The organism is Aeromonas sp. R6-1 (assembly GCF_040908165.1).
GTDB classification, from domain to species: domain Bacteria; phylum Pseudomonadota; class Gammaproteobacteria; order Enterobacterales; family Aeromonadaceae; genus Aeromonas; species Aeromonas caviae.
The window spans coordinates 23,099-49,474 of record NZ_JBFODF010000022.1 but is presented as its reverse complement, the minus strand read 5'-3'; the positions used below and the strand labels follow the sequence as shown (position 1 = coordinate 49,474).

General features: G+C 63.6%; 24 protein-coding genes. 10 read left to right on the top strand and 14 right to left on the bottom strand.

The features are described 5' to 3' along the window. Positions 1-17 precede the first annotated feature (17 nt). On the bottom strand, positions 18-239 hold the full coding sequence (locus tag AB5Y68_RS05510; protein WP_010675494.1) for a hypothetical protein: 222 nt from the start codon (positions 237-239) through the stop codon (positions 18-20). Positions 240-394: 155 nt separating this feature from the next. Further along, on the bottom strand, positions 395-529 hold the full coding sequence (locus tag AB5Y68_RS05505) for a hypothetical protein (RefSeq protein ID WP_080560565.1): 135 nt from the start codon (positions 527-529) through the stop codon (positions 395-397). Positions 530-765: 236 nt separating this feature from the next. Here AB5Y68_RS05505 and AB5Y68_RS05500 point away from each other — a divergent pair, with 236 nt between their 5' ends. Both AB5Y68_RS05500 and AB5Y68_RS05495 read left to right on the top strand, forming a co-directional pair. Next, positions 766-2,043 (top strand): alpha/beta hydrolase, encoded by a 1,278-nt coding sequence (locus AB5Y68_RS05500; protein ID WP_039040178.1) that lies wholly within the window; start codon positions 766-768, stop codon positions 2,041-2,043. A gap of 97 nt (positions 2,044-2,140) precedes the next feature. Continuing rightward, complete coding sequence (locus AB5Y68_RS05495) at positions 2,141-5,701, top strand: ATP-binding cassette domain-containing protein (RefSeq protein WP_039040179.1); 3,561 nt, start codon at positions 2,141-2,143, stop codon at positions 5,699-5,701. Between the two features lie 55 nt (positions 5,702-5,756). Here AB5Y68_RS05495 and AB5Y68_RS05490 read toward each other — a convergent pair whose 3' ends face one another. The 5 genes from AB5Y68_RS05490 to trmB form a co-directional block, all read right to left on the bottom strand. Beyond that, positions 5,757-5,963 (bottom strand): YgdI/YgdR family lipoprotein, encoded by a 207-nt coding sequence (locus AB5Y68_RS05490; protein WP_010675497.1) that lies wholly within the window; start codon positions 5,961-5,963, stop codon positions 5,757-5,759. A gap of 183 nt (positions 5,964-6,146) precedes the next feature. Further along, positions 6,147-7,439 carry a sulfurtransferase gene (locus AB5Y68_RS05485; protein ID WP_039040180.1) on the bottom strand — a complete coding sequence of 431 codons (1,293 nt, stop codon included), beginning with the start codon at positions 7,437-7,439 and terminating at the stop codon, positions 6,147-6,149. Between the two features lie 29 nt (positions 7,440-7,468). Next, positions 7,469-8,389: a glutaminase B gene (glsB, locus tag AB5Y68_RS05480; protein WP_010675499.1), complete on the bottom strand. Its 921-nt coding sequence runs from the start codon at positions 8,387-8,389 to the stop codon at positions 7,469-7,471. A gap of 96 nt (positions 8,390-8,485) precedes the next feature. Then, positions 8,486-8,818: a YggL family protein gene (locus AB5Y68_RS05475; protein WP_039040181.1), complete on the bottom strand. Its 333-nt coding sequence runs from the start codon at positions 8,816-8,818 to the stop codon at positions 8,486-8,488. A 26-nt stretch (positions 8,819-8,844) separates the two neighbouring features. Next, positions 8,845-9,558 carry a tRNA (guanosine(46)-N7)-methyltransferase TrmB gene (trmB, locus tag AB5Y68_RS05470; protein ID WP_010675501.1) on the bottom strand — a complete coding sequence of 238 codons (714 nt, stop codon included), beginning with the start codon at positions 9,556-9,558 and terminating at the stop codon, positions 8,845-8,847. Between the two features lie 260 nt (positions 9,559-9,818). On the opposite strand from trmB, the gene AB5Y68_RS05465 reads away from it, so the two are divergent. Continuing rightward, the gene (locus AB5Y68_RS05465; protein WP_039040182.1) at positions 9,819-10,886 is read left to right on the top strand and encodes a M28 family metallopeptidase; all 1,068 of its coding nucleotides are present in this window, start codon (positions 9,819-9,821) and stop codon (positions 10,884-10,886) included. 199 nt (positions 10,887-11,085) lie between these two features. Continuing rightward, a complete protein-coding gene (locus AB5Y68_RS05460; RefSeq protein ID WP_039040183.1) occupies positions 11,086-12,267 on the top strand; it encodes a PLP-dependent aminotransferase family protein in 1,182 nt (393 codons plus the stop codon). Between the two features lie 64 nt (positions 12,268-12,331). On the opposite strand, the gene AB5Y68_RS05455 is transcribed toward AB5Y68_RS05460, so the two are convergent. Further along, entirely contained in the window at positions 12,332-13,873 is a 1,542-nt protein-coding gene (locus AB5Y68_RS05455) for a cyclic diguanylate phosphodiesterase (RefSeq protein WP_039040184.1), read from the bottom strand. A gap of 245 nt (positions 13,874-14,118) precedes the next feature. Here AB5Y68_RS05455 and AB5Y68_RS05450 point away from each other — a divergent pair, with 245 nt between their 5' ends. Then, positions 14,119-15,024, top strand: a complete 906-nt coding sequence (locus AB5Y68_RS05450; protein ID WP_039040185.1) for a TIGR01777 family oxidoreductase — start codon at positions 14,119-14,121, stop codon at positions 15,022-15,024. A 42-nt stretch (positions 15,025-15,066) separates the two neighbouring features. Here the strand turns inward: AB5Y68_RS05450 and AB5Y68_RS05445 are convergent, their stop codons facing one another. Both AB5Y68_RS05445 and AB5Y68_RS05440 read right to left on the bottom strand, forming a co-directional pair. Beyond that, positions 15,067-17,508 (bottom strand): ABC transporter permease, encoded by a 2,442-nt coding sequence (locus AB5Y68_RS05445; RefSeq protein ID WP_039040211.1) that lies wholly within the window; start codon positions 17,506-17,508, stop codon positions 15,067-15,069. 64 nt (positions 17,509-17,572) lie between these two features. Continuing rightward, positions 17,573-18,283: an ABC transporter ATP-binding protein gene (locus AB5Y68_RS05440; protein WP_010675507.1), complete on the bottom strand. Its 711-nt coding sequence runs from the start codon at positions 18,281-18,283 to the stop codon at positions 17,573-17,575. A 57-nt stretch (positions 18,284-18,340) separates the two neighbouring features. Between AB5Y68_RS05440 and AB5Y68_RS05435 the strand changes: the two genes are divergently transcribed. Further along, positions 18,341-18,949 carry an arylesterase gene (locus tag AB5Y68_RS05435; protein WP_039040186.1) on the top strand — a complete coding sequence of 203 codons (609 nt, stop codon included), beginning with the start codon at positions 18,341-18,343 and terminating at the stop codon, positions 18,947-18,949. Between the two features lie 87 nt (positions 18,950-19,036). Here the strand turns inward: AB5Y68_RS05435 and AB5Y68_RS05430 are convergent, their stop codons facing one another. The 3 genes from AB5Y68_RS05430 to AB5Y68_RS05420 all read right to left on the bottom strand — a co-directional run bounded on the left by AB5Y68_RS05430 (position 19,037) and on the right by AB5Y68_RS05420 (position 22,156). Continuing rightward, the gene (locus AB5Y68_RS05430; protein WP_039040187.1) at positions 19,037-19,981 is read right to left on the bottom strand and encodes a chemotaxis protein CheV; all 945 of its coding nucleotides are present in this window, start codon (positions 19,979-19,981) and stop codon (positions 19,037-19,039) included. A 335-nt stretch (positions 19,982-20,316) separates the two neighbouring features. Continuing rightward, positions 20,317-21,417 carry a porin gene (locus AB5Y68_RS05425; protein ID WP_039040188.1) on the bottom strand — a complete coding sequence of 367 codons (1,101 nt, stop codon included), beginning with the start codon at positions 21,415-21,417 and terminating at the stop codon, positions 20,317-20,319. A 328-nt stretch (positions 21,418-21,745) separates the two neighbouring features. After that, positions 21,746-22,156 (bottom strand): CBS domain-containing protein, encoded by a 411-nt coding sequence (locus AB5Y68_RS05420; protein WP_010675511.1) that lies wholly within the window; start codon positions 22,154-22,156, stop codon positions 21,746-21,748. Between the two features lie 146 nt (positions 22,157-22,302). Here AB5Y68_RS05420 and AB5Y68_RS05415 point away from each other — a divergent pair, with 146 nt between their 5' ends. From AB5Y68_RS05415 to AB5Y68_RS05405, 3 genes are read left to right on the top strand one after another with little or no spacing between them, the layout of a single operon-like run. Next, entirely contained in the window at positions 22,303-24,213 is a 1,911-nt protein-coding gene (locus AB5Y68_RS05415) for an ABC transporter ATP-binding protein (RefSeq protein ID WP_039040189.1), read from the top strand. Continuing rightward, on the top strand, positions 24,206-24,667 hold the full coding sequence (locus AB5Y68_RS05410; protein ID WP_039040190.1) for a DUF2390 domain-containing protein: 462 nt from the start codon (positions 24,206-24,208) through the stop codon (positions 24,665-24,667). The genes AB5Y68_RS05415 and AB5Y68_RS05410 overlap by 8 nt, the downstream gene beginning before the upstream one ends. Continuing rightward, positions 24,661-25,515 carry a 23S rRNA (adenine(2030)-N(6))-methyltransferase RlmJ gene (locus AB5Y68_RS05405; protein ID WP_039040191.1) on the top strand — a complete coding sequence of 285 codons (855 nt, stop codon included), beginning with the start codon at positions 24,661-24,663 and terminating at the stop codon, positions 25,513-25,515. Before AB5Y68_RS05410 ends, AB5Y68_RS05405 begins: the two co-directional genes overlap by 7 nt. Positions 25,516-25,587: 72 nt before the next feature. On the opposite strand, the gene AB5Y68_RS05400 is transcribed toward AB5Y68_RS05405, so the two are convergent. Beyond that, the gene (locus tag AB5Y68_RS05400) at positions 25,588-25,809 is read right to left on the bottom strand and encodes a hypothetical protein (protein WP_039040192.1); all 222 of its coding nucleotides are present in this window, start codon (positions 25,807-25,809) and stop codon (positions 25,588-25,590) included. 180 nt (positions 25,810-25,989) lie between these two features. Between AB5Y68_RS05400 and AB5Y68_RS05395 the strand changes: the two genes are divergently transcribed. After that, positions 25,990-26,358 (top strand): DUF2061 domain-containing protein, encoded by a 369-nt coding sequence (locus AB5Y68_RS05395; protein ID WP_039040193.1) that lies wholly within the window; start codon positions 25,990-25,992, stop codon positions 26,356-26,358. Positions 26,359-26,376: the final 18 nt, after the last annotated feature.

Here is a 26,376-nt window from a genome sequence, read left to right as displayed (position 1 = left end):
TTACTCACATGCCGGGGCTAGTAGTGGTTTTCGTCCCCATGCCATACGTGTCCGGCCGAGCAGGCCCGGGCGACTTCGTGGCAAGGGTCGTCCGCATGGCGGCGGAAGAAGTGCTGATCCTGTTGCAGCAGGAGCGAACTCATCGAGTGGCTCATGCCAGCCAGTGCCTCGCCGGCGGTCAATCCTGCAACCCGGTGATCTGTGGCCAAATGAGCCAGGACTTTTTCACGACTGTTCATGATCGCCTCCCTCTGTGGATCCGGTCGTAAATTGACCATAGCAGCCGTACTCTGCATACCGCAAACCCGCGCCAGCAAAGGGCTACAGGCAGGTCCCGACCTTCTGCTCCGGCATGAAAAAACCCGCTCATGACAAGCGGGTCTGTTTCACTCAGCTAACCGCCATTGCAGGCCGCCAGCAACAGAGTGGCACCACAGGTGGCGCTGAACACCAGCAAACCCACCTGCAGCACCCCCTCCGGATCCCTCTGTGTGCGTCTCTTGCGAACACGTATCCATCTCGGCTTCATCGAGCCAACTCCATCCAGTTTCCTGCACCCGGGGTGCTGACCTATCCCTGCCCATCCCGGCAGGCGGCTCATCTTTGTCCAGTTGCAGCCCGCCGTCAACCGCGGCGAAACCACACCTTGTACGACACCAACCTCAGGCTCCATCTCTGTTAACAATCTGGAAAACCGGCGTGACCCGCTCCTGCGCCAGGGCTATGATGAGGCCGACGATTTTCCTACCCTCAGGGAGACCCCAGATGAGCAGCCCCTTGCACTATGTGCTGGATGGCATCCATTGCGAGCCACACTTTTTTACCGTGCCCCTCGACCACCAGCATCCCGACGAGGAGGCGACCCTCACCCTGTTTGGCCGCACCCTCTGCCGCAAGGACAAGCTGGATGATGACCTGCCCTGGCTGCTCTATTTGCAAGGGGGCCCGGGCTTCGGCGCTCCTCGCCCGACCGCCGATGGCGGCTGGATCAAGCGGGCCCTGCAGGAGTTTCGGGTGCTGCTGCTCGATCAGCGCGGCACCGGCCACTCCACTCCCATCAGTGCTGACGCCCTGGCGGGGATGACCCCAAGTGAGCAGGCGGATTACCTCGGCCATTTTCGCGCCGACAGCATTGTGCGCGACGCCGAATGCATTCGCGAGGTGCTGAGCCCGGGGCGCCCCTGGAGCCTGCTCGGCCAGAGTTTCGGCGGCTTTTGCAGCCTTACCTATCTCTCGTTGTTCCCGCGGAGCCTGCACGAGGTCTACCTCACCGGCGGCGTGGCACCCATCGGGCGCAGTGCGGATGAGGTCTACCGCGCCACCTACCAGCGGGTGGCGGACAAGAACCGCGCCTTCTTCACCCGCTTCCCCCATGCACAGGCCCTGGCCAACCGGCTGGCCAATCACCTGCACCACCACGACGTGCGCCTGCCCAACGGCCAGCGCCTGACGGTGGAGCAGTTGCAGCAGCAGGGGCTGGATCTGGGGGCCAGCGGCGCCTTCGAGGCACTTTACTACCTGCTGGAAGACGCCTTCATCGGCGAACGCCTCAACCCCGCCTTCCTCTATCAGGTGCAGGCCATGCAGCCGTTCAACACCAACCCGGTGTTCGCCATCCTGCACGAGCTCATCTATTGCGAAGGGAGTGCCAGCAACTGGGCGGCCGAGCGGGTGAGAAGGGAGTTCCCTTCCCTGGCCTGGGCGCCAGGCAAAGATTTCGCCTTCACCGGTGAGATGATCTTCCCCTGGATGTTCGAGCAGTTCCGCGAGCTCATTCCCCTGAAGGAGGCCGCCCACCTGCTTGCCCAGAAAGCGGACTGGGGTCCCCTCTACGACCCGGCGCAGCTGGCCCGCAACACTGTGCCGGTGGCCTGCGCCGTCTATGCCGAGGACATGTACGTGGAGTTTGACTACAGCCGCGACACCCTGAAGGGGCTTGGCAACAGGCGCGCCTGGATCACCAACGAGTACGAACACAACGGCCTGCGGGTCGATGGCGAGCGGATCCTGGATCGGCTCATCCGCATGAACCGGGATCGCTGATCCCGCCGGGTGCACGCCCGCAGCAAGACAACAAGTTCGAGGGCGGCCCATGAGCCGCCCCGCCCATGGAAGCAACACAAAACAACAAGGACACCCATTGGATCATCCGGAAATCTCGGCCGGCTGGCTGAGTCGCCTCTTCTATCGCTGGACCGGCCCGCTGCTGCGCAAGGGGCTGACCCAGCCCCAGGTCAGTCTCGACGATCTCTATCCCCTGCTGCCGGAAGACAGGCGCGACGGCCGCGCCGACGCCTTCCTCGCGCTCACCGCCCGCCAGCCGGTGCGCCCCTGGCCCCTGACCGCCTTTATCTGGCGCCATTACAAGGGACGGATTGGCCTGCTCACCCTGCTGCAACTGCTCGGCATGCTGGCCACCCTGACCAGCCCCTGGCTGCTCAACCACAGCATGACCCAGCTCGGCACCGATGCCACCACCGGCCACAAGCTGCTGCTGGCCCTGGCCCTGTTCGCCTCCGTGCTCGCCGCCGGCATGCTGGCGGAGCACTCCCTGCAACTGGCCCTCAAGATGCACGTGCCCATCCGCCGTCTGCTGGCCGAATCCCTGCTCGCCAAGGTGATGAAGCAGGGTGGCAAGAGCTTCGACGACAGGGCCGGCGGCCGGGTTCAGAACCTCATCAACCGGGACGTGTGGGACATTACTTGGATTCTTGCGGACCCCGCCATGCCGGTCACCATGGCGCTGCAACTCATCGGCACCATCGCCCTGCTGGTGTGGCAGGTGGGCAGTGCCGGTCTGGTGGGCTTCGCGGTGCTGGCCCTGCTGCTGCTCATTTCCACCCGGGTGGTACGGCGAATGAACCAGCAGGAGCAGCAGCTCAAGCGTCAACAGGACGAGCGCAACGGCATCCTGGCGGAATACATCAAGAAGCTGCGGCTGGTGCGCCAGAACGGGCTTGGCCCCTTCTTCACCCGGGCGGCCAACACCAAGCGCCAGCAGGAATTGGGGGTGCTGGGCCGGGTGCTCAGGCTCGATGCCATCAACGAAGGGCTGATGCTGAGCACTCCCCTGCTGGTGACCCTGGCCACCTTCACCACCTACCTGGCGTCGGGCAACACCCTCACCCTGCCCCAGGTGTTCACCACCATCGCCCTGTTTACCGTGCTGCGCATCCCCATGATGCGACTGCCCTACCTCATCCGCACCCTGATCAACTTCAACACCGGCTTCAACCGGCTGTGCGAGTTCCTGAACAGCCCGGAGCAGCATCGGGAACTCGATGATCCCGCCCTGCCGGCGGGGGCCCTCCACCTGGAAGGCGTCAGTGCCCTGCACCAGCAAAAACCGGTGCTCGAGGGAGCCAACCTCGCCATCGCACCGGGGGAGCTCGTGGGGATCACCGGGGCCACCGGGGCGGGCAAGAGCTGCCTGCTGCATCTGGTTGCCGGCTTTGACAGCGAGTTTGCCGGCAGCATCCGTCGCCACGGCCGGGTTGCCCATCTGGGCCACAAGCCCTGGCTGATGAACGACACCATCCGCAACAACATCCTGTTCGGCCAGCCCTGGCACGTCGAGCGCTATCGTTGGGTGCTCGGCGCCTGCGCCCTCACGGCCGATCTCGCGCTGCTCAGCCACGGGGATCAAACCCTGGTGGGCGAGCTCGGCACCCGCCTCTCCGGCGGCCAGCAGCAGCGGGTCGCCCTGGCTCGCGCCCTCTACGCCCGGGCCGATATCCTGCTGCTGGACAACCCCTTGTCTGCGCTCGACCCCATGGTCGCGGCCCAGGTACTGGAGCAGGGGCTCGCCTTCAAGCCGGGGCCAACCCGGCTCCTGGTGAGCCACGACCCGGATGTGCTGGCCAGGTGCGATCGGGTGATCCGCATCGAGCAAGGGCGCCTGGTGGAGCTCGATGCCCACCAGTTGGCGGATCTTGTCCAGCATCCCCAGCCCACCCCGCCGATCCCCCCTCAGGAGGCGGAGCAGTTCAGCGAGGAGAAAGTGGTGGAGGGCAAGGTGGACTGGGGGCTGTTTGGCTTCATGTGGCAGCGCCTCGCCGCCCCCGGAGCCATCCTGCTCGTCCTGCTGCTCACCCTGGGCCAGGAGGGGCTGCGCATCGCCTCGGATCTCTGGCTCGGCGGCAAGGCCGAGGTGAGCGACGTCACGACCCTGCTCGGCATCTATGTGCTGCTGGGGGCGGGCTCCCTCGCCTGCATCATGGCGGTGCGAGTCATCAACTACAAACTCGGCCTCAAGCTGGCCTGGACCCTGTTTGACGGCATGCTGGGGCGCATCAGCCGCGCCCCCATGGCCTTCTTCGACAAGGTGCCCCAGGGGCGCATCCTCAACCGCTTCGACCGGGATCTGGGGGAGGCGCAAGAGATGCTGCTCTCCATGCTGGTGGGACTGTTCGGCATGCTGGTGTCCGTGGCCTTGCAGGTGGTGGTGATCGGCATCAATATTCCCCTGCTGCTGCTCATCGCCCCCCTGGTGGGATGGGCGCTCTATGTATTACAGCGCCGCTACCGGGCGGTGCAACTCAAGCTGCGGCGCCAGTCCTCGGTGCTGCGCTCCCCGCTCTACATCAGCATCAGCGAGACCATCCGCGGCGCCCCCGCCCTGCGCCTGGCAGGGGCCGAGCGTTTCGCGCTGGACCAGGTGCTGCACCACTATGACAACAACCTGCGCAGCTGGTACACCACCACCTCCATCAACCGCTGGCTCGGCATGCACCAGACCCTGCTCTCCGCCGCCCTGGTGGGGGCCGTGGCACTCATGGTGGCCTTTGGCAACAGCCCGCTGCTGGGGGCGGTTGCCATCACCTATGCCTTTACCGCTTCCGCCATGCTCAACTCCCTCATCCGCACCTTTGCCGAAGTGGAACAGGTGATGAACGCGGTGGAACGGGTGCGCGAATACAGCGAAATAGAGAGCGAACGCCAGGAGGGAGAGGCCCTCGCCACCCCTCACCCCGCAGTGCGCTTCGACAACCTGGGGCTGCGCTACCCCCAGACCAGCCAGTGGGCACTGCACAAGGTGAACTTCGAGCTGGCCCCAGGTGAAAAGGTGGGTGTGTGCGGGCGTACCGGGGCAGGCAAAAGCTCCCTGCTGGGGGTATTGCAGGCCATGTATCCCGCCTCCCAGGGGGAGATCTTCTACGGCAATCAGCCACTGTCACGACTTGCACCGGAGGCGGTGCGCGATCTCTACGACACCGTCTCCCAGATCCCGCTCACCTTCTTTGGCTCCTTGCGGGCCAATCTGGCGCCCCTGACCGAGCATGAGGACGCCATGCTTGAGCAGGCGCTTGCCCGGGTGGGACTGGCCGAGCGCTGCGCCGGGCGGCTGGACGAGGATCTCGACAGGCTACAACTCTCCGCTGGCGAGACCCAGTTGCTGGTGATCGCCCGCATCCTGCTGTCGCGCCGCCCGCTCATCGTGCTGGATGAGGCCACCTCGGACCTCGATCACGGCGGCATGCGCAAGATGGCAGAGCTGCTCTACCGCTACCGGCCGGAGGCCAGTTATCTGGTGATCGCCCACCATCTGGAACCGCTCTTGTCGGTGGACAAGGTAGTGGTGATGGAGGCCGGCACCGTGGTGGAGCAGGGTTCGCCGGTGAGCCTGCTGGCCAACTCCCACTCCCGCTTCCACCAGCTTTTTGCCGGCCAGGTCAACCGTCAAGTGCCCCAGACGGCATGAGCGCCAAAAATAACAAGGGCTGCCCGCGGGCAGCCCTTGTTGCTTGAGGAGAGCCTCAACGCTCCATGATCTGGGTGATGTCGTCCTTGTTGATATGCACCTCCCGCCCCTCTTCATCGTAATAGCGATACATGCCTGTGGTCTCGTCCAACCTGGGTTTGCTGTCGGTGGCAATCATCTTGCCATCCTTGGTGCTCATGATGTATTGGGAGCTGCACCCCGCCAATCCCAACAGACAAATCAGCATCATCACAGCTTTCATCACTCTCCCCTTCTTCACGCTCACCCTGGCGGTGATAGGTGAAGCCTAGCTCAACCGGATGGCCCGTTTACCTTGATTGCAGCAACAGGATTCACAGAAAGAATCCACCTGCTATAGCCATTGAAAATGATCTATCAAGAAAAGAAAGACCGGACATCTGTCCGGCCTGCTCTGGATTATTAGTTACTTGCCCGGCTTGCGCTCGCCGGTGACGGTGGGGTTGGCCGGATCCATGCTCCACTCGAACCAGCCGCCGTCGTAGACGCTGATCCGCTTCCAGTCCATCAACCAAGCGTAGAAGAACGCCTCGGAGGCGCGCCAGCCGGTGCCGCAGTAGAAAGCGGCCTGCTGGGTCGGCTCGATATTCCACTCATCCCACATGGCGAGGATCTCGCGGGCGGGCTTCATGGTGCCGTCCGGGTTGTGGAAGTCGCTCATGCTGTTGGCATCCACCCCGCCATGACCCCATCTGGCCCCGGGAATGTCCCCCTTGGGCTTGATGTAGCTGTAGCCCGAGGTATTGCCCACGAACTCGTCCCAGGTGCGCACGCTGACCAGGGCGCCGTCCGGCTGCTTGAGCAGAGCCTTGGCCTGGTCAAGGGTGGTGTAGTACTCGGGATGGACCGGGATGGCCACGCCAAACTCCTTGGCCGGGGTGAACTTGTTGGCCAGCCCGGTCTCGGTGCGCAGATGCTGCACGAACCAGGCCTCCAGCCCGCCATCCAGCAGTCGCACATCCTCGACCCCCGCATACATCATCAGATGGGCCGCACGGGCCGCCGCCATGGTGTTGCGACCATAGAGGATGACGGTGGTGTCATGACGGATGCCGTTCTCCAGCAGCAGCGCCTTGAGCGCCTCGTCAGAGACCTTGTTCCACAGCGGCTCCCCTTCCAGCCGGTTGGTGTCGATGTAGCCGGCTCCCGGAATGTGGCTCAGCAGATAGGCCTTGGGGGATCCCCAGTCCACCTCGAACACCTTCCACTCCCCCTTGGGGGCGGCGATGACCGGTTTGCCTGCCTGCAAGTCTGCCAGCCAGAGCGGATGGACCAGCTGCTGCCAGCGTGCCAGATGCTCCCGGGGCGCCTCTTTCCATCCCTGCAGCTCGAACAGCTGCTTGATGCCCTGCTGGCGCAGCAGACGGGCCACCTCGGCCACCTCGCGAGGGGTGCCATAGAGGGCGACGGGTTTGTCGGCCTTCAGCCCCTTGCTCGCAAGCGCCACAGGCCACTCCTCGTCACTGTATTTCCACTCTGCGGAGAGCAGCTCGGCACCGGCCACATGACCCCCCTGCTTCTCCCCGTCCATGGGCCAGCCCTGATAGAAATAGCTCGGGCGGGTATCCAGGATCACCGCCTCCTTCCCCTTGGCATCCGCTAGGGAGAGCGGGGGCAGCTCGGCGGCCAGCGCGGGCCAGGCACACCAGAGCAGCAAGGCGGTCAGGCAGCTTCGCCACAGTCCAGTCATTCGTTTCATGATGTCGTCTCGATGCATAGTGAAGAGAGTTAAAAAATGGAGCGGCCCAGGCGCTCGGCCAGCAGCTCCAGCGCCGCCGTCCCGGCCAGGGAGTTGCCCGCCTTGTTGAGCTCGGGTGACCAGACGCAGATGGAAAGCTCTCCCGGGATCAGCGCCATGATGCCGCCCCCCACCCCGGATTTCCCCGGCATGCCAACCCGGTAGGCAAAGTCGCCCGCCTCGTCATAGAGGCCGCAGGTGGCAAGCAGGGCATTGACCTGCTTGGTGGTCCGGGCCGGCAGCAGGGGCGTGCTCTCGCCAAGAGGGACGCCCCGGTTGGCCAGATAGACGAAGGCTCGTGCCAGATCGACGCAGCTCATGCGGATGGCGCAGGCATTGAAGTAGCTTTGCAATACCTTGTCCACCTCGTTCTCGAAGTTGCCATAGGCCTTCATCAGATAGGCGATGGCGGCATTGCGGGCGGAGTGCTGGTACTCGGAGCGCGCCACCACCTGATCCGCCATGATGGCCGGGTTGCCGCACAGGCGGCGCACCAGCTCCAGAGTGCGTTGGCGGGGAGCGGTGAGCCGAGTTTCCAGCAGATCGCTCACCACCAGGGCACCGGCGTTGATGAAGGGGTTGCGGGGAATACCCTGCTCGAACTCCAGCTGGACGAGGGAGTTAAACGGCTGGCCGGAGGGCTCCTTGCCCACCCGGGCCCAGATCTCCTCCTCCTGATAGAGGGTCAAGGCCAGCGTGAGGCTCAGGGCCTTGGAGATACTCTGGATGGAGAAAGGCTCGAAAGCGTCACCTGCGGTGAACAATTCCCCTTCAACGGTACAGACCGCGATCCCCAGCCGGTCGGCAGGCACCTGGGCCAGGGCGGGAATGTAATCGGCCACCTTCCCCTGCCCGAGCAGCGGACGCACCTCTTCCAGGATGCCGGCCAGTAATTCGGATGACAACACCATTGGCTATTCCATGACGTGAAACGAGGCGGGGCCAGCCCACCGACAAAAATCCCGCCGGCGGCGGGATTTTCTATCTGCCCGGGAGGCAGTCAGATATCAGGCCGGCTCGCCGTACCAGAGATCGAACAGCTCGGTGACCACCACGGCCTCCAGCCCTTTGCCTTGCAGCCAGGTCTGAACGGCGGAACGGTCTTCGTCGGTGCACTTGCCGAGCTGCTGGGTGCAGATCATCCCTTCCCAGGCCAGGTGACCCGAGCCGGCGAAGGCCAGCTTGCGAGGCTCAATCACCTCGTCGATCAGCGCATCGACCACGGCATCAATGGTCTCTTCGGCGGTGCCGACCGGGAAGTTGAAACTGATGTCGAACCCCATTTCCTGGAATTCATCGACGCGCAGTTTCTTACGCAGACGGCGGCTACGGTTGGCCATGATAGCTCCTTAGTTGATACGTTGACTCAGTTGACTCGTTTGAAAATCAGATCCCAGACACCGTGGCCCAGACGATGGCCACGCTGCTCGAATTTGGTCAGGGGGCGCCAGTCGGGACGGGGCACCCAGTTGCCGGTGGCGGAGGTGTTCTCGTACCCCTCGGCGGCACTCATCACCTCCAGCATGTGCTCGGCGTAGTTCTCCCAGTCGGTGGCCATGTGGAAGACGCCACCGATGGCAAGCTTCTGGCGGATATCCTGGGCAAAGGCAGGCTGCACGATGCGGCGCTTGTGGTGGCGGCTCTTGTGCCAGGGGTCCGGGAAGAAGAGCTGCAGGCAGGAGAGAGAACCGTTCGGGATCATGTGCTCCAGCACTTCCACCGCATCGTGGCAGATGACGCGCAGGTTGGTGACGCCCGCCTCCTGGGCGGTGCCAAGGCAGGCGCCCACACCCGGAGAGTGCACCTCGATGCCGATGAAGTTCTTCTCGGGGGCGTTCTTGGCCATCTCCACCAGGGAGGCGCCCATGCCGAAACCGATCTCCAGCACCACGGGTGCCTCGCGGCCAAACAGGGCCACCATGTCGAGCGGCTCTGGTGCGAAATCGATGCCCATGACCGGCCAGAGCTCTTCCAGGGCCTTCTCCTGCCCTTTGGTCAGGCGGCCTTCGCGACGGACGAAGCTGCGGATCTTGCGCATGAACTTGCCGTCTTCGTTAAACACATCTTGGGTCACAGACATAGTAAATTGCTCGTTATTGCATCGCTCTGGAACAGAGCCGACATAAATGGATCGCTCGTTATTGCATCAGTTCGCAAAAACAGGGGAGCGAATTATCCCAAGATAGGCACAAGGCGCAAGTGTTTCCCACAACAAATCCCCCGGGACTGCCCACATCCACCGGCAAGGTTGACAAATGCCACCCCCTTCACAGAATCTGCCGGACGTCAGGTTCATCCTGATGCGGAAAAATAAAACCATATACAACAAAGGATTGCAGTATGAAGAAAACCCTGTTGGCCCTCGTCCTGCCTGCCCTGCTGGCCGGTTGCAACCCCTCTGACAACGACTCCCAACCCCCTGCCCCCGCCGCTCAGGCCCATGAATTCCTGGTGCAACTGAGCTCTGGCGCAGAAGGGATAGGCGCTCGCCCCACTGGCACCGAGGCCGAAACCCGCGCCGCCGCCTGGATCCAGGATCACCTGGCCGGCTGGGGTTACGAGGTGCAGAACCAGCCGTTCACCTACACCCGGGGCGGCACAGACCGAACCTCCCAGAACATCGTCGCCGAGCTCAAGGGTCAGAGCGACAGGGTGATCCTCATCGGTGCCCACTATGACAGCACCGGCGAGAAGAAAGGATCCGAAGGCGCCACCGACAACGGGGCCGGCGTCGCCGCCCTGCTGGCGGTTGCCGAGGCACTCAAGGGAGAGACCCTGCCCTACACGGTGCGCTTCGCCTTCTTCGGCGCAGAGGAGAACGGCCTCAACGGCTCCAAAGCCTATGCCGCCAGTCTCGACACCGACGCCGTCGCCAAGCTGCTGGCCATGGTGAACTATGACACCATCGCCGGGGGTGACATCATCTATGTCCACTCGGCCCACTCCGACGTGGCCGAGTACAACTGCGCCGACCCGAGCCGCTACAGCTTCGATCCCAAGGTGCGCGATCGCCTGCTGGCCATCTCCCAGCAAACCGCCACCCCGTTCGCCATTCACCCCAGCTACAGCGGCTACCCGGAAGGGGAGACCGGCAGTTGGTCCGATCATGCCCCCTTTGCCTGCCTGGGGGTGCCCATCGCCTACGTGGAGGCCACCAACTTCACCATCAACGGGGAAGATGGCTATGACGGCTACTCCCAGAGCACCAATCCGGCGCTGTGGGACTGCTACGACGACGCCACCAAGAGCGCCTGCGACCGGGACAGCGAGACCCAGTGGGGCAAGATCTGGCACACGGAGCATGATCGCCTCGACAAGATGGCCGAGCTCTTCCCGGGCCGGATCGAGCAGCAGCTCGGGGCCAACACCGACCTGATGATCCGCTTCCTCAAGGCACCGGGGCTCTGAGCCCCATCCCGCCCGATGTCCCCCTGACAGGGGTTTTTGCGCCCCTGACCGGGGTCGGGACGATAAAATTCGGGCAGGTGCCAAACCTGCCCTTTTTTATGGATTTTTGTGACAGCCATTGCCTCATTTCTGAAATCTGATACAAACGGATAACCTGGCGGTTGAATGGAGCGACCGCCACCTAGTCAGAGAGAACCCTATGCAGCCGTTTTTTGCCCAGCGCTTCGAGAAGGTCGAGCCTTCCTTTATCCGTGAAATCCTCAAAGTTGCCGCCAATCCGGAGATCATCTCCTTCGCCGGCGGCCTGCCCAACCCCCATCTGTTCCCGGTCAAGGCCATCGAGCAAGCGTGCCAGGACGTGCTGCGCGAGCAGGGAGCCGCCGCGCTGCAATACGCCACCACCGAGGGCTTTGCCCCGCTGCGCCAGTTCATCGCCGATCGCTACCTGAGCCGCCACGGCATGGAGGTCAATCCGGACAACATCCTCATCACCAGCGGCTCCCAGCAGGCGCTGGATCTGCTGGGCAAGGTGCTGGTGAACGAGGGGCAGGATCTCATCATCGAAGAGCCGGGCTACCTTGGCGCCATCCAGGCGTTCTCCGTCTATCAACCGAACTTCAAGCCCATCACCTTGGGTGAAGAGGGGCTGGATCTGGCCGCGCTGGATGCGCTGCTGGAGCAGGGCTCCAGCGCCAGGCTGCTCTACGGCGTGCCCAACTTCCAGAACCCGAGCGGTGTTTCCTACAGCCGCGCCAACCGGGAAGCCCTGGCCGAGCGCCTGGTGCGCCACGATCTGCTGATGGTGGAAGACGACCCCTATGGCGAGCTGCGCTTCGAAGGGGAGCACCTGCCCCCCATCGCCAAGCTGGCCCCCCACAACACCGTGCTGCTCGGGTCCTTCTCCAAGACGGTGGTACCCGCCTTCCGCCTGGGCTGGATGGTGGTGCCGGACTGGCTGCGCAAGAAGGTCACCATCGCCAAGCAGGCCACCGACCTGCACAGCAACGCCTTCAGCCAGCAGGTGCTGCACCGCTTCCTGACCGACAACTCCCTCGACGCTCACCTGGAGAAGATCAAGGAGGTCTATGGTCGCCAGCGTGCCGCCATGGAAGCCGCCCTCGCCCGCCACTGTCCGCCCGGCGTCAGCTACACCCGTCCCGAAGGGGGCATGTTCCTCTGGCTGACCCTGCCGCCCAGCGTCAGTGCCATGGCCCTGTTCGACGAGGCCATCAAGGAGAAGGTTGCCTTCGTGCCCGGCGCCCCCTTCTATGTGCGCCCCGAGATCCAGAACACCCTGCGCCTGAGCTTCTCCTGTGTGGATGAGGCGACCACGGAAGAGGGTGTTCAGCGTCTGTGCCGCGCCCTGGCTCGCATGCTCTGAGCCATCCGGCCATAAAAAAACCAGCGACCCGGTCGCTGGTTTTTTTTTGCCTCGCGCTTTCCTCTCAGCGCCCCTGCCCGGCCAGCTGGCTGACAAACTCCTTCATGGGCATGGGCCTGCCAAACAGATAGCCCTGCAGGAAGGTCACCTCTCGGGCCTTCAGATAGTCGGCCTGCACCTGATTCTCCACCCCTTCCGCCACCAGTTGCAGACCGAGCCGGGTCGCCAGATCGATGACGTTCTCCACGATGTGGCTGGAGAGCGCGTCCGACCCAATCATGCCGACGAAGCTCTGATCGATCTTGAGGAAGTCGACCTGGAAGGTCTGCAGGTAGGTCAGGCTGGAGTGGCCGGTGCCGAAATCGTCGATGGCGATGAAGACCCCGAGGGCATGCAGCTCGGCAAAGAGCCGGTCCGTCGTCTCGTCCGCCACGATGAGCTCGCGCTCGGTCAGCTCCAGCACCAGCTTGATGGGATTCCCCTTGAAGGCGTTGATGAAATCCCGGCAATCTTCCACCAGGCTCAGATCCTTGCAGTGGCTGGCGCTGATGTTGAAGCCGAAGTGGAACCCTCGCGGCAGATGGTGCGCCTTGCCCGCAAACTGTTCGCGCACCTGCGCCATCAGCAGCCGGGTCATGGGCACGATGAGACCACTGTCCTCTGCCAGGGGAATGAAGCGATCCGGCGAGATCATCCCCTGACGGGGGTGTTGCCAGCGCATCAGCACCTCGCAACCGCTCCATTGGCCGTCCTCCCCGTTCACCACGGGTTGCAGATAGGGGATGAACTCCTGCTGGGAGAGTGCCCGTTTCAGCTCCTGGGCCGGCGAAGTCGAACGGCCCATCAGCCAGAAGACCGCCACCCCGAGCAGCAGGCTCAGCAGAGGATAAATAATGACGCCCACCTTGGAGTAGTCCCAGATGTGGGCACGGTACTCATCCACCGACACCGTGGTCACTACCTTGAACGGGTACCTGGTCGAGACCTGTTCGAGATAGCCATTGCGATCCTTGGGGATCAGCTTGTCGGTGAGTTCGCTGTTTCGCAGCAGCATCTCGTTGCCGACCACCAGCCCCAGTGGGGAGTTGCGGCTCAGCATGTCCAGGATGTTGAGCAGGTAGTAGCCGTCGACCCCCACCAGCACGCTGAACTCGCCCACCTCTTCCCGGTAGGCGATGAGGGGGCGATTCGGGGTGACCGGGTTGCCCTTCATCAGGTCGAGCCTGCCCCCGACATAGTCATCCAGCTTGATGCCGCCATCGACCGGGCCATAGAGGGAAGAGCAGTAGATCCGATCCCCCCTGGCCAGGTTGACGCTACGCACATCCGGCACCGTGGCCACCTGATCCCTGAGCCCCTGCACCACCTCGAGACAGGGCCTGCCCAGGCTGCCGGTGAGGGCCGACGCCGCCAACTGGGCATTGTCCAGAGTGCGGTCAAACATGACCCTGGCATGTTCCAGGCGCGCCACCGCATCCTGTTTCACGCCGGTGGCGGTCTGCCAGATGACGATGACGAGCCCAAGGAGCATGGGCAACAGACCGGCCAGCAAGGCACAGAGCAGCCGGACATAGAATTGACGTACCTTCAAACGTCGAAATGGCATAACGGCCCTCATGAACATGGCGAAAAAGCGCTCGAGTTTACCCGCTGGCGCCCGTTTGGCAAGCCGGAATGAGCCCCTGATACCGCCGCGCCACGGCGCCCCCCGTGGTCGCAACGCCCGGCAACCCCGTGGACAAAGGGGGCGGCGTCTTGGGAGACAAAAATCATAATGCTCATAAAAACAGGAGCTTGTCCATCGGGCACCCAGGCTCTAGAGTAGACCCTAGAGCGTCAGGGAGGCAGGACATGAAGATACTGATCACGGGGGGCACGGGGTTTATCGGCCGCCGTCTGGTGGCACACCTCAAGGTGGCGCACGAAGTAGTCGTGCTGACCCGCCAGGGCAGCCGGGCCTACGAGCTGCTCGGCCACGATGTCACCCTGCTGGACAGCCTGGACAGGCTGGATCACCTCAATGACGTGGACATCGTCATCAACCTGGCCGGCGAACCCATCGCCGCCGGACGCTGGAGCGAGTCCCGCAAGCAGTTGCTCTGCAACAGCCGCTGGCTGCTGACCGAACAGCTGGTGGATCTCGTCAAACTCTCCAGCACGCCCCCCAGATTGCTGCTCAATGCCTCCGCCATCGGCTGGTATGGCCGCCAGGATGACGCCCCTCTGGATGAAACATGCCAGAGCCCTCACGACGAATTCACCCACCGTCTCTGTCAGAAGTGGGAGCAGCTTGCCCAGCAGGCCCGCTCGGCCCAGACCCGGGTCTGCATCCTGCGCATCGGCCTGGTACTCGGCATGGAGGGGGGCGCCTTGCCCAGGATGCTGCCCCCTTACCGCCTCGGCCTCGGCGGCCCCATGGGCAGCGGCACCCAGATGATGAGTTGGATCCACGTGCAGGATCTGGTGCGGGCCATGCTGTTTCTCATCGAGCACGGCGAGTGTGACGGCATCTTCAACGGCACGGCCCCGCAACCGGTCAGCAATCGCCGGTTCAGCGAGACCCTGGCCGCCACGCTCCATCGCCCGCATCTCTTCTTCGTACCAGCCCCCCTCCTGCGACTCCTGATGGGAGAGGCGGCGGATCTGCTGCTCACCGGACAGCACGTGCTGCCCGCCCGCTTGCAGCAGGCCGGTTTTCACTTCAGCTTCCCGGCCCTGCCCGGCGCTCTGGACAATCTGCTGCACTCACCCCGTTGACCCAATGACACATCCCGACCGAGGTCGGGATGTGTCGAGCCATCAGAGCAGCCCCTGCCCCAGTCCCCTGAGCCGGTCGCTCAGGGTACCCGCCAGCAGTTGGCGGCGCATGCCCTGTCCGGCCAGGGTCACCAGCACGGCCCCAAGCAGGGGGAGTGCAGCCCAGATGGCCCAGTGGAACTGCCACTGCGCCCCCTCCCACCACCACTGCAGACCGAAGGAGCAGAGCTCCACCACCATGGCAGCGCAGAGCCCTGCCAGGGCACCGCTCGCCACCAGCTCCCAGCGCAACATCTTCTCGAGCAGGGCGCTGCCCGCCCCCAAGGTGCGCATCAGCAGCAGCTCCCGGCGCCGATGGGCCATGCCGGCCTGGGTCTGGGTCAGCAGCACCAGCAGGGCAGCCACCGTCACCAGCCCGAGCATCAACCCCAGGGCGCGGCTCACCTGATCGGAGACCAGGGTGAGGCGGCCTATCAGATCCTCCACATCGATGAGGCTCACCGTGGGGTGGCGGCGGATGAGTTCCACCTCTGCCCCTCGCCCCTCTGGCGGCAGACGATAGCTGCCGAGCCAGGTCTGGGAGAAGGGGGCCAGCACGTCCGGCGAGAAGATCATGTAGAAGTTCGGCCTCATGTTGTCCCACTTGATGGACCTCAGGCTGGTCACCCTGGCCTCGAACGCCTGCCCCTCTATGGTGAAGCCGAGCACGTCTCCGAGCGCGATGCCGAGCCGTCCCGCCAGTGCCTCGTCGACGGAGACCTCCCCCTTGCCGGCCAGCCATTGACCGGCAGTGACCTTGTTGTCGGCGGGCAGGGCCGATGTGGTGGTGAAGTTGAGCTCCCTGTCCACCCCCTCCCGCGCCGCATCCTCCCCCACCGCCTCACCGGCGATACGGGTCAGGCGCCCGCGCACCATGGGGTAGAAGTCCGAGGTGATGGCCCCGGCCTGGTGCAGATCGGCCAGGATCCCTTCCCGCTCGCTGTCCGCCACATTGACCAGGAAGCGGTTCGGGGCATCGGCAGGCAACCGGGTGGAAAAATCCTCCAGCAGATCGACCCGCGCCGCCCACAGCAGCCCGAACAGCATCAGGGCCAGGGCGAAGCCCGCCAGCTGGAACAGACCACTGCCCCGCTCCCGGGAGAGGTGATTGATGGCCAGGCGCAGGGCATGGGGCCCCTTGAGCCGACTGCCAAGACGCAGCAGCACGGAGGCGAGCAGGGCCAGCAGCGCCATCAACACCCCCATGCCGCCGATGAGCCCGCAGGCCAGCCTGATGTCGGCGGTAAAGCCCCACACCAGGGCAAACAGCCCGATGAGCCCCACGGGCACCGTCAGCCAGGGGGGGATCCCCGCCTCCAGCTCCCGGCGCAGCACCCGCAGCGGCGGTACCTTGAGCAGCCTCAGGAAGGGGACGAACGCCAGCATCAGGGTGATGAAGAAGGCGACCGCGAGGCCCAGGGCGAAGGGTCGCCAGGAGGGGGGCGGCAGATCCGCAGGCAGCAGATCCCCCAGCAGGTTCAGGGTCAGCCACTGCATGGCGCTGCCCGCCACCAGCCCCATCAGGGCCCCCACCAGGGTCAGGGAGAACAGCAGGGTGCCCATCAGTTGCCACAGGGTGCGCCGCGAGGCCCCCAGGGTCTTGAGCAGGGCCACCATGTTGGTCTGGCGCTCGGCGAAATGACGCACCGCTATCCCCATGGCCAGGGCGCCGAGCAGCACGCCGGCAAGGGATGCCAGACGGAAGAAGCGCTCGGCATTGCCCAGGGATTTCCCCACCTGGGTACCCTGATCGTCGGGTTTGACGAGCTTCTGCCCGGCGCTCAGCCTGGGGTTGAGCCAGGCCTCATAGCGGGCGATGGCGTCACGGGGCCCCTTGACGAGATAGCGCCACTGCTGGCGACTGCCCGGCAGCAGGGCCCCGGTCGCCTCGATATCGGCGCTGTGGATCAAGGCCCTTGGCGCCATCTGGAAGGGACTGAACCCCTGATCCGGCTCCTGGCCCAGCTCCCCTGCCACCGTCAGCCGGGTGTTGCCGACCTCGAGTGCCTCCCCCACCTTGGCGCCGAGCAATTGCATCACCCTGGCGGAGAGCCAGATCTCGCCGGGCGCCGGGGCGCGCTGGGGAGTGAGCTCCAGCTTGCCGTAGAAGGGAAAATCCCCGGGCACGGCGCGGATGGAGGCCAGTTGCAGGGTATCGCCGTGAAACAGCATGCTGTTGAAGCTGACCGTGGTCTGCACGGCAAGCCCCTCCTGATGCGCCTGCGCCAGCCACTCTGCCGGTGCCGGCGTCGCGGAGCGCAGCACCCTGTCCCCTCCGATGAAATCCCGCCCGGAGGCCTTGAGCCCCGCATCCAGCCGATCCGCCACCAGGGCCACGCTGAGCACGCAGGCGACGCTCAGCGCCAGCGCCAGCACAAACCAGCGCAGCTCGCCACTGAACCCTTCCCGGCGCAGCAGCTTCAATCCCAGTCGCCACTGACTCATGACGCCTCCCTCACCGTCCATGCTGCTGCCAGCGATCCCCTGGTGCAGCTCTGTCTCCACTGACTCATGACAGCTCTCCCACCCTGGCCGCCATGACAGTCTGTGCCTCCAGCCGCCCGGCTGACATCACCAGCTGCCTCTGGCAGCGCTGGGCCAGCTCATGGTCATGGGTCACCACCACCAGGGTGGTGTTGTGCTCGCGGTTGAGACGAAACAGCAGTTCGATCACCGTCTCCCCGGTCTTGCTGTCGAGGTTGCCGGTGGGCTCGTCCGCCAGCAGCAGGCTGGGGCGGGTCATGAAGGCACGGGCAATGGCGACCCGCTGCTGCTCGCCGCCGGAGAGGCGCGGCGGCAGGTGGTGCAACCGCTCTCCCAGGCCGACCTGGGCCAGCAGCTCCCGGGCACGGGGCTCGCTGTCGGTCTCCCCCCGCAGCTCGGCCGGCAACATGACGTTCTCCAGGGCGCTCAGGGTGGGCAGCAGCAGGAACGACTGGAACACGAACCCCACCTGCTCGGCCCGCAGCCTGGCGCGTCCCTCCTCGTCCAGCCGGGTGAGGGAGTGGCCGAGGATCTCTATCTCGCCGCTGCTCGGCAGATCGAGACCGGCCAGCAAACCGAGCAGGGTGGACTTGCCGGAACCGGACGCACCGACCAGCGCCAGCGTCTCGCCGGTATTGACTTGCAGATCGATCCCTTCAAGGATGGTGAGGCTTTCCTGACCGAGGCGAACGGTTTTACCGAGCCCCCTGACGGCGATAATGGGCGTTGAACTCATCTTGGGTATCCTGTTTGCCTGAACCTGTAATGACAATAGAACGTGGGAGTTGACTGCATGATGCGTCTCTTGTTTGCCGTGAGTTGCCTGTGCTGCTGGGCAGCGTCCGTCCAGGCCCAGACCCTGCTGGTACTGGGCGACAGCCTGAGCGCCGGCTACCAGATGCAGGCCGAACAGAGCTGGCCTGCCCTGCTCAATGAAAAGTGGCAGCAGCAGGGGGGAGAACACACCCTCATCAATGCCAGCATCAGCGGTGAAACGACCCAGGGCGGCCTGGCCCGCCTGCCCGCCCTGCTCGAAACCCACAAACCGGACTGGGTGTTGATCGAACTCGGCGCCAACGACGGGCTGCGGGGATTTGCTCCCGCCATCACCCGGGCCAACCTGACCAAGATGATCGAGCTCACCCGGGCGCACCAGGCGAAGACGGTGCTGACCCAGATCCTGCTGCCCCGCAACTATGGGGCGCGCTATCTGCAACAGTTCGAGCAGATCTTCCCGGATCTTGCGAAGGCCAACGACCTGCCGCTGATGCCCTTCTTTCTGGATGATATTGTGCTGCGCCCTGAACTCATGATGAACGATGGACTGCACCCGACGGCCGCCGCCCAGCCCCGGATCCGCGACAAGGTCGCCCGCTTTGTCGAGCCTCTGCTGACTCAGTAGCCCGGTGGCCGAGCCCATGGCCCTTCCCCTTGCCCAGCAAAAAGCCCCCGCATGGCGGGGGCTTTTTCATGGTTCGGCGTGCCGGGTTCAACGGCCCAGGATCTGCCGCATCCGCTGCTGGGCCACGTCCACCAGCAAGTCGGGCTGGAATTTGGAGATGAAGCGATCACACCCCACCTTCTTGACCATGGCCTCGTTGAAGTTGCCGCTCAGGGAGGTATTGAGGGTGATGAAGAGCTCGGACATGCGCGGATCGCTGCGCACCTCGTGAGTCAGGCGATAACCATCCATCTCCGGCATCTCGGCATCCGTGATCATCAGCATGATCTCGTCGGTCACCTTCTTGCCCGCATCGCACCACCCCTTGAGCAGCTTGAGGGCCTGCAAGCCGTCCTGGCACTCGATGACCTCGAGCCCGAGCTGGGCGAGGGTCTCGCGCACCTGGTTGCGGGCCGTGCTGGAGTCATCGACGATGAGCACCCGGCGTCCCTGCATCTGGGGCAGGATCTCTTCGTCCAGCACCTCGGACGAGATGCGCACGTCGTAGGTGATGATCTCCGCCAGCACCTTCTCCACGTCGATGATCTCGACGATCTGGTCGACCCCCCCTTCCGGGATGCGGGTGATGGCGGTGAGGTAGTTGGCACGACCCGCCGAGCGGGGCGGCGGCAGTATGTCCTTCCAGGTCATGTTGACGATGTGGGCCACCTGCCCCACTAGGAACCCCTGAATGGTGCGGTTGTACTCGGTGATGATGAGGTTGGACTCCTGATCGATGGCCATGGGACGCATCCCGATGGCACCGCGCAGGTTGATGACGGGGATGGAGACGCCGCGAATGTTGGCGACGCCGCTGATGTTGTGGTGGGACCCCGGCATCTTGTTCAGATGGGGCAGCTTGACCACTTCCCGCACCTTGAAGACGTTGATCGCAAACAGTTGCTGGGCACCCAAACGGAACATCAGCAGTTCCAGGCGATTCTCCCCTACAAGCTGGGTACGTTGATCCACTGAATCCAATATGCTCGCCATATAACGCCCTTACGTCCATTTCCCGAAATTGCCCCGCACCGGAGCTGCGACATGCCAACCAGCCCCGCTTTCCCTGTCGGGACAACGCAAGCCTATATAGAAATAATGAAAAGCGTCGAGGAAAGATAGGATCTTGACCACGGGGCGTGATCATCGCCCCATCACTGCCTCATGGCAAGCACAGCCACGCACCGGCCCCGACAACAAGGGTATCGACCACACAGGGGCATTGCTGAACCCCGGCGTGCCGCTCTTGTCATCCAGCGCGGTCCGCCAGCAACAAAAAGACCGGCCACATGGGCCGGTCCTGAGATGTGCAGTGCGTCCGGGACGACTTAGAAGTTGTACTGCAGGGCCACGGCGACGATGTCGTCGGTGGACTTGTTCAGGCTGTTCTTGCCGGTGGAACCCACTTCGTCCAGCAGGTTGATCTTGTAGTCCACGTAGGCATTGAAGTTGTCGGTGAAGTTGTACCAGGCACCCACGGAGACATATTCGGTCGCGGTGTCATCGATGCCGTGAGCGCTGTCCTTCACGTCGGTACGCAGGTAGGCCAGGGAGGGCTTGAACTTCGGCGTGATGTTGTACTGCACGACCGCTTCGTAGCCATCCATCTTCTCGGCGTAACCGCGCATGGAGCCGGTGTCCACGAAGAGGTGATCTTCACCGTGGGAGTAGGTGGCGGCCATGTAGAGGTTGCCGACGGCATACTTGGCGCCCACCCCGAACAGCTTGGCGTCGTTGTCGCCGCCGAAGCTCACGTTCTCGGCCTGTTCGTCGGTCTTGCCTGCCTGGTTGTAGGCGGCACCCAGGCTCAGGCCCATGTTGAAGTCATAGTTGGCAGAGAGGGCATACCCCTCGGAAGAACCTTTCGGGCTCCAGGTGCTGTTCGGACCGACGCGCTCGCTGCGGCTCGCGTTCTGCGGGTCGTTGTTGCCGGTGAACTGGGCACCCAGGGTCAGCCCCTGCCAGTTGTACATGTACTGGGCCAGGCCGTTGGTACGGCCGGTGCCGAACACCTCGGTGTCCTTGCCCAGACCATCACCACCCCACTCCGGCAGCACGTCGGTGTAGTTGTTCACCGCCTTGGTGAACAGACCGTCCTGGCGGCCGTAGCTGAAGGCACCGAAGCGATCGTGCTTGATGCCCGCATAGGCGTAACGCAGCTCGTCGTTGTCAGAACCGGAGACCGGCAGGTTGTACTCGGCGAAGCCGAACGCGGTCAGATCCTCGTCAACCTTGGTTTCACCTGCGATGTGCAGACGCAGGTAGCTGGCATCGCCTTCGGTGGCGTTGTCATCGGTGCCGTAGTACATGCCGTTGACGCGGCCGCCGATGTCCAGTTTGGTACCATTCTGATCGTAAACGTTGGCGGCCTGTGCACCACCGGCCAGCAGCAGGCTGGAGATGGCCATCGTCAATGCTGTCTTTTTCATTGTTCTTTCCTCAGGTGTAAGCACTCTCTGTCAGACCAGAGTTCGGTCGTGATGATCGGTTGATGTGCCGATGGCCTAAGGTAGATCCGGAAACCTTGATGGGAACTGAAGCGGCGAACGATTAATTATAAAAGCGTCAATTCGAGCTGACGCCGCGACATATAGTGTCACATGAAATGACATCGGTAGAATTTATGACCACAAAAATCACTTTTACAACATAAGTGAACTGAAATATTTGATTAATGCAGTTTAATCCTTCAGCAAAGCGAGAAGCTGGGAAGCCCTGCCGGGCGACACGGACTCCCCGCTTATGTTCCCCGCCTCGTCAGACCGGCTGCCAGCCGCGCATGACCCTCAGCAGGTCCTTCCAGCTCACTATGCCCACCAGGGCGCCGTTTTCCAGCACAGGCAGACAGGAGATCTGGTGCTCCAGCATGAGGCCGGCGGCCTCTTTCAGGGAGCGTTCGGGGGAGACGGTGATGGGTTCACGGCTCATGATCTGGTGGGCGCGCCGGTTGAGGGTCTCGGTATCCCGGTTCATCTCGGCATCCGTGTCCAGATAGGGGCTGATGGCACGCAGCAGATCCCGGTCCGAGATGACCCCCACCAGCTCCTCTTCTTCCACCACCAGGAGGTGGCGGAAATGGGCCTGCTCGAAGATCTCCTTGATGACGCTCAGCCTGTCATCCATGGAAACGGTCGCGACCCGGGTCGTCATGATCTCTTTAATCAACATGGTCAGCCTCCTGCCCCCAGATGTCTCTGTTATGACACGTTTTTCCGGCGGCAGCCATCCCCCCCGCCCTCAAGTGCAAATTTGTGTCATTTCACGTAAGATCCGCGCCAGTTTCTCTCCTTCAATCGAGCCAAGCAGACCCATCCATGATAGTTGCCAGTCAAATCGAACTGATCCGCGGCGGCCGCACGCTGCTGGACAACGCGTCCGCCACCATACACCCCGGCCACAAGGTGGGCCTGGTGGGCAAGAACGGCTGTGGCAAGTCCACCTTCTTTGCGCTGGTGCGGGGCGAACTGGCCATCGACAACGGCAGCTTCAGCCTGCCCGCCGGCTGGCAGATTGCCGGCGTGGCCCAGGAGACCCCGGCGCTAGATTGCTCCGCGCTCGAATACGTGGTCGATGGCGACAAGGAGTTCCGCGCCCTGGAGGCCGAGCTCGCCCAGGCCGAGGCGGATGACAACGGTCTGCTGGTGGCCGAGCTGCACGGCAAGCTCGATACCATAGGTGCCTACAGCATTCGCGCCCGCGCCGCCGAGCTGCTGCACGGTCTGGGTTTTGGCGGCGATCAGCTCGACTCGCCGGTCAGAAGCTTCTCCGGCGGCTGGCGCATGCGCCTGAACCTGGCCCAGGCGCTGCTCTGCCGCTCCGATCTGCTGCTGCTGGATGAACCGACCAACCACCTGGATCTGGACGCCGTCATCTGGCTGGAGAAGTGGCTCAAGGGCTATCAGGGCACGCTGGTGCTCATTTCTCACGACCGCGACTTCCTCGACTCCGTGGTGAATCGCATCATCCATATCGAGAACGGCAAGCTCAACGAATACAGCGGCGGCTACTCCGACTTCGAACTGCAACGGGCCGAGCACCTGGCCCAGCAGCAGTCCATGTACGAGAAGCAGCAGCGGGAGATGGCCCACATGCAATCCTATGTGGACCGCTTCCGCTACAAGGCCTCCAAGGCCCGTCAGGCCCAAAGCCGGCTCAAAGCCATGGAGCGGATGGAGAAGATCCTGCCCGCTCACGCCGACTCCGAGTTCAGCTTCGAGTTTCGCGAGCCCTCCGCTCTGCCGACCCCGCTCATCGCCATGGAGAACCTCAGCGCCGGTTACGGCGACAAGGTGATCCTGGAGAAGATCAAGCTCAACCTGGTGCCGGGCTCGCGCATCGGCCTGCTCGGTCGCAACGGCGCGGGCAAGTCCACCTTCATCAAGATGCTGTCGGGCTCCAACCCGCCCCTCTCCGGCAAGCTGGAGGTGAGCGCCGGGGTGAGCATCGGCTACTTCGCCCAGCATCAGCTCGAGACCCTGCGCCTAGACGACAGCCCCCTCGATCACCTGGTGCGCCTGGCGCCGGACAAGACCGAGCAGGAGCTTCGCAACTACCTCGGCAGCTTCGGTTTTCATGGCGACAAGGTACTCGACAAGGTAGCCCCCTTCTCCGGCGGTGAGAAGGCGCGTCTGGTGCTGGCCCTCATCACCTGGCAAAAGCCCAACCTGCTGCTCCTGGATGAACCGACCAACCACCTGGATCTGGAGATGCGCCACGCCCTGACCATGGCCCTGCAAGGGTTCGAGGGGGCCATGGTGGTGGTTTCTCACGACCGTCACCTGCTGCGCACCACCACGGATGACTTCTATCTGGTCCACGGCGGCCGGGTCGAGCCCTTCGACGGGGATCTCGACGACTACCACAAGTGGCTCGGCGAACAGGAGAAAGAGGCCAATGCCAAGCCGGCAGATGGCACCGTCTCCGCCAACTCGGCGGTGGCGCGCAAGGATCAGAAGCGCCTCGAAGCCCAGTTCCGGCAAGCGACCCGGCCGCTGCGCCAGAAGCTCGAGAAGCTCGAAACCAGCATGGAGAAACTGCAGGCCAAGCTGGCCGCGGTGGAAGAGCAGCTGGCCGATCCCGCCATCTATGAAGAGAGCGCCAAGGGCAAGCTCTCCGAGCTGCTCAAGTCCCAGGGCCCCCTCAAGGAGGAGCTGGAGCACGTCGAGCTGGAGTGGATGAGCCTCTCTGAAGAGCTGGAAACCATGGAGCAGGCCTTCTTTGCGTGATGAAGCCTTGATGGCCAGCGAGCGGGTCAGCCCCGACGCCCTGCCCACCCCTTCCGAGTTCTGGACATGGAGCACAGGCGCCTATGGCCAGCGCAGCCAGGACTGGCTCCACGTGCAAAGCATGGGGGGCAACGTCAACCTGGCGCTCCTGCTGCACCACCTCGACCTGCTCCGGATCCCGGTCGACCTCACGGACTTGCAACCGGCCCTGGTACAGACCGAGGCGGTGCTGCTCCCCTGGCGCACCCTGCGCCAGCAGGCCAAGTCACGGGTGGGGGCCGAGGAGTACCAGACCATGCTGGCCCACGAACTGGAGCTGGAGCGGCTGCAACAGGGGGTCTTGCTGCAGACCCTGCGCACCCTCGCCCTGTTTCGCGGCGACAGCCGCAACCTGTTTCACTATCTATCGTTACTGGGTGCCCAGCAGGGCCCCCTCAGAGATCTCATATGCTGAGCTACCGCCACGCCTTTCACGCCGGCAACCACGCCGATGTGCTCAAACACGCCGTCCAGGCCCTGATCATCGAGTCCCTCAAGAAGAAGGAGAAACCCTTCATCGTGCTGGACACCCATGCCGGTGGCGGTCTCTACGACCTGCGCGGCGACTGGTCCCAGAAGAAGGCGGAATACGCCGACGGGATCAAACGCCTGTGGGATGAGCGGGCCCAGTGGTCTGCCATGGCCCCCTATCTGGGTGTCATCGAGGAGATGAACAGCGATGGCCAGCTGCACTACTACCCCGGCTCGCCGGAGCTCTCCCGCCGCCTTATCCGCGATCAGGACAAGCTGGCGCTGATGGAGCTGCACAACAACGAGGTGGAAGATCTTCGCGCCAACATGGGGTACGACCCCCGCGTCGCCGTCCACCATCGCGACGGCTTCGAGGGGCTGGTCGCCCTGCTGCCCCCCACCCCGCGCCGCGGTCTGGTGCTGATCGATCCTCCCTATGAGCTCAAGGAAGATTACTTCGCCGTGGTCGATACCCTTAAAAAAGCGCAAAAGCGCTGGGCCACCGGCATCTACGCCCTCTGGTATCCCATCCTCGGGCAAGAGGCGGACAAGTCCCGCGACATGCTCAAAGCGATCAAGCGGGAGAACTTCGGCAACGTCCTGGTGGCGGAGCTGGAAGTGGCCGGCCAGACTGCCGATTGGGGCATGAACGGCTCCGGCATCCTCATCGTCAGCCCCCCCTGGATGCTGGACGAGCAGATCGATGCCTTCTTGAAACCCCTGTGCGCCAAGCTGGCCCAGGGCGCCGGCGCCCAGTACAGGGTGGAGTGGCTGAACAAGGCCGAGGCCTGACCGTTCACCCGCCGCCAACACGACAAAGCCCCGCAAGGGGCTTTTCTATGACTGCGGCAGTGGCGGAAGAGACTAGGCTTGTCTGGCATCGGCGCCTGCGGGCATGTCCCGCCAGAGCGCCAGAATGAGCAGCGCCAGCAGGGCAAAGGGCGGCACCAGGCAGAGCAGCACGCACAGGAAGGTGACAAGCCCCGGGTGGCGGCTCTTGCGCCGGGCCAGTCGCCAGGCCACCACGCCGACGACGATCATCAGCAGCAGCATGAAGAGAACAAACAGGTTGGAGTTGATGGTCATGAAAGCTCCTTTTTCATGGCAAAAGGCACACTCTAGCGCCGTTGCGTTCCCAGGCAACTCCCAATCTGGTGGGGCCTCCCCCGGTCGATAGGCATTTTCTATTTCGCCGATAGATGAGAATGGTTTTCATTTAATGGAATTCTGGATGATACTGCCTTCATCGCCAGAGGAGACACCACCATGAAAAAGACCATCAGCTTCGCCATCCTGCACTTTTGTGTCGCCTTCACCGTGGCTTACCTGCTGACCGGCGAACTGCTCACCGCCAGCCTGATCGCCCTCATCGAGCCCGCCGTGAACACGGTCGCCTTCTACTTCCACGACCTTGGCTGGCACAAGCTCAAGCCCCACCACAGCCTGCAGGCCAAGACCAGCAGCTTCGCCCTGGTCCACTTCTCGGTGGCCTTCGGTGTCGCCTACCTGCTGAGTGGCGAGCTGCTCACCGGCGGCGTGATGGCACTGATCGAACCTGCCATCAACACCGTCGTCTTCTTCTTCCACGAGCGACTGTGGCGCAGCCGCCAGACCTTGGCGCTGGCCGGCGTCTGATTGCCATGCAGGGCCGCC

What these genes read in the sequence shown, in the direction of transcription:
- AB5Y68_RS05420 (WP_010675511.1), bottom strand. Translation starts at nt 22,156, where the DNA reads ATGTTGATTAAAGAGATCATGACGACCCGGGTCGCGACCGTTTCCATG.
- AB5Y68_RS05450 (WP_039040185.1), top strand. Translation starts at nt 14,119, where the DNA reads ATGAAGATACTGATCACGGGGGGCACGGGGTTTATCGGCCGCCGTCTG.
- AB5Y68_RS05425 (WP_039040188.1), bottom strand. Translation starts at nt 21,417, where the DNA reads ATGAAAAAGACAGCATTGACGATGGCCATCTCCAGCCTGCTGCTGGCC.
- AB5Y68_RS05485 (WP_039040180.1), bottom strand. Translation starts at nt 7,439, where the DNA reads ATGAAACGAATGACTGGACTGTGGCGAAGCTGCCTGACCGCCTTGCTG.
- AB5Y68_RS05415 (WP_039040189.1), top strand. Translation starts at nt 22,303, where the DNA reads ATGATAGTTGCCAGTCAAATCGAACTGATCCGCGGCGGCCGCACGCTG.
- AB5Y68_RS05460 (WP_039040183.1), top strand. Translation starts at nt 11,086, where the DNA reads ATGCAGCCGTTTTTTGCCCAGCGCTTCGAGAAGGTCGAGCCTTCCTTT.
- trmB (WP_010675501.1), bottom strand. Translation starts at nt 9,558, where the DNA reads ATGTCTGTGACCCAAGATGTGTTTAACGAAGACGGCAAGTTCATGCGC.
- AB5Y68_RS05440 (WP_010675507.1), bottom strand. Translation starts at nt 18,283, where the DNA reads ATGAGTTCAACGCCCATTATCGCCGTCAGGGGGCTCGGTAAAACCGTT.
- AB5Y68_RS05465 (WP_039040182.1), top strand. Translation starts at nt 9,819, where the DNA reads ATGAAGAAAACCCTGTTGGCCCTCGTCCTGCCTGCCCTGCTGGCCGGT.
- AB5Y68_RS05435 (WP_039040186.1), top strand. Translation starts at nt 18,341, where the DNA reads ATGATGCGTCTCTTGTTTGCCGTGAGTTGCCTGTGCTGCTGGGCAGCG.
- AB5Y68_RS05400 (WP_039040192.1), bottom strand. Translation starts at nt 25,809, where the DNA reads ATGACCATCAACTCCAACCTGTTTGTTCTCTTCATGCTGCTGCTGATG.
- AB5Y68_RS05510 (WP_010675494.1), bottom strand. Translation starts at nt 239, where the DNA reads ATGAACAGTCGTGAAAAAGTCCTGGCTCATTTGGCCACAGATCACCGG.
- AB5Y68_RS05490 (WP_010675497.1), bottom strand. Translation starts at nt 5,963, where the DNA reads ATGAAAGCTGTGATGATGCTGATTTGTCTGTTGGGATTGGCGGGGTGC.
- AB5Y68_RS05430 (WP_039040187.1), bottom strand. Translation starts at nt 19,981, where the DNA reads ATGGCGAGCATATTGGATTCAGTGGATCAACGTACCCAGCTTGTAGGG.
- AB5Y68_RS05405 (WP_039040191.1), top strand. Translation starts at nt 24,661, where the DNA reads ATGCTGAGCTACCGCCACGCCTTTCACGCCGGCAACCACGCCGATGTG.
- AB5Y68_RS05395 (WP_039040193.1), top strand. Translation starts at nt 25,990, where the DNA reads ATGAAAAAGACCATCAGCTTCGCCATCCTGCACTTTTGTGTCGCCTTC.
- AB5Y68_RS05500 (WP_039040178.1), top strand. Translation starts at nt 766, where the DNA reads ATGAGCAGCCCCTTGCACTATGTGCTGGATGGCATCCATTGCGAGCCA.
- AB5Y68_RS05445 (WP_039040211.1), bottom strand. Translation starts at nt 17,508, where the DNA reads ATGAGTCAGTGGCGACTGGGATTGAAGCTGCTGCGCCGGGAAGGGTTC.
- AB5Y68_RS05505 (WP_080560565.1), bottom strand. Translation starts at nt 529, where the DNA reads ATGAAGCCGAGATGGATACGTGTTCGCAAGAGACGCACACAGAGGGAT.
- AB5Y68_RS05455 (WP_039040184.1), bottom strand. Translation starts at nt 13,873, where the DNA reads ATGCCATTTCGACGTTTGAAGGTACGTCAATTCTATGTCCGGCTGCTC.
- glsB (WP_010675499.1), bottom strand. Translation starts at nt 8,389, where the DNA reads ATGGTGTTGTCATCCGAATTACTGGCCGGCATCCTGGAAGAGGTGCGT.
- AB5Y68_RS05475 (WP_039040181.1), bottom strand. Translation starts at nt 8,818, where the DNA reads ATGGCCAACCGTAGCCGCCGTCTGCGTAAGAAACTGCGCGTCGATGAA.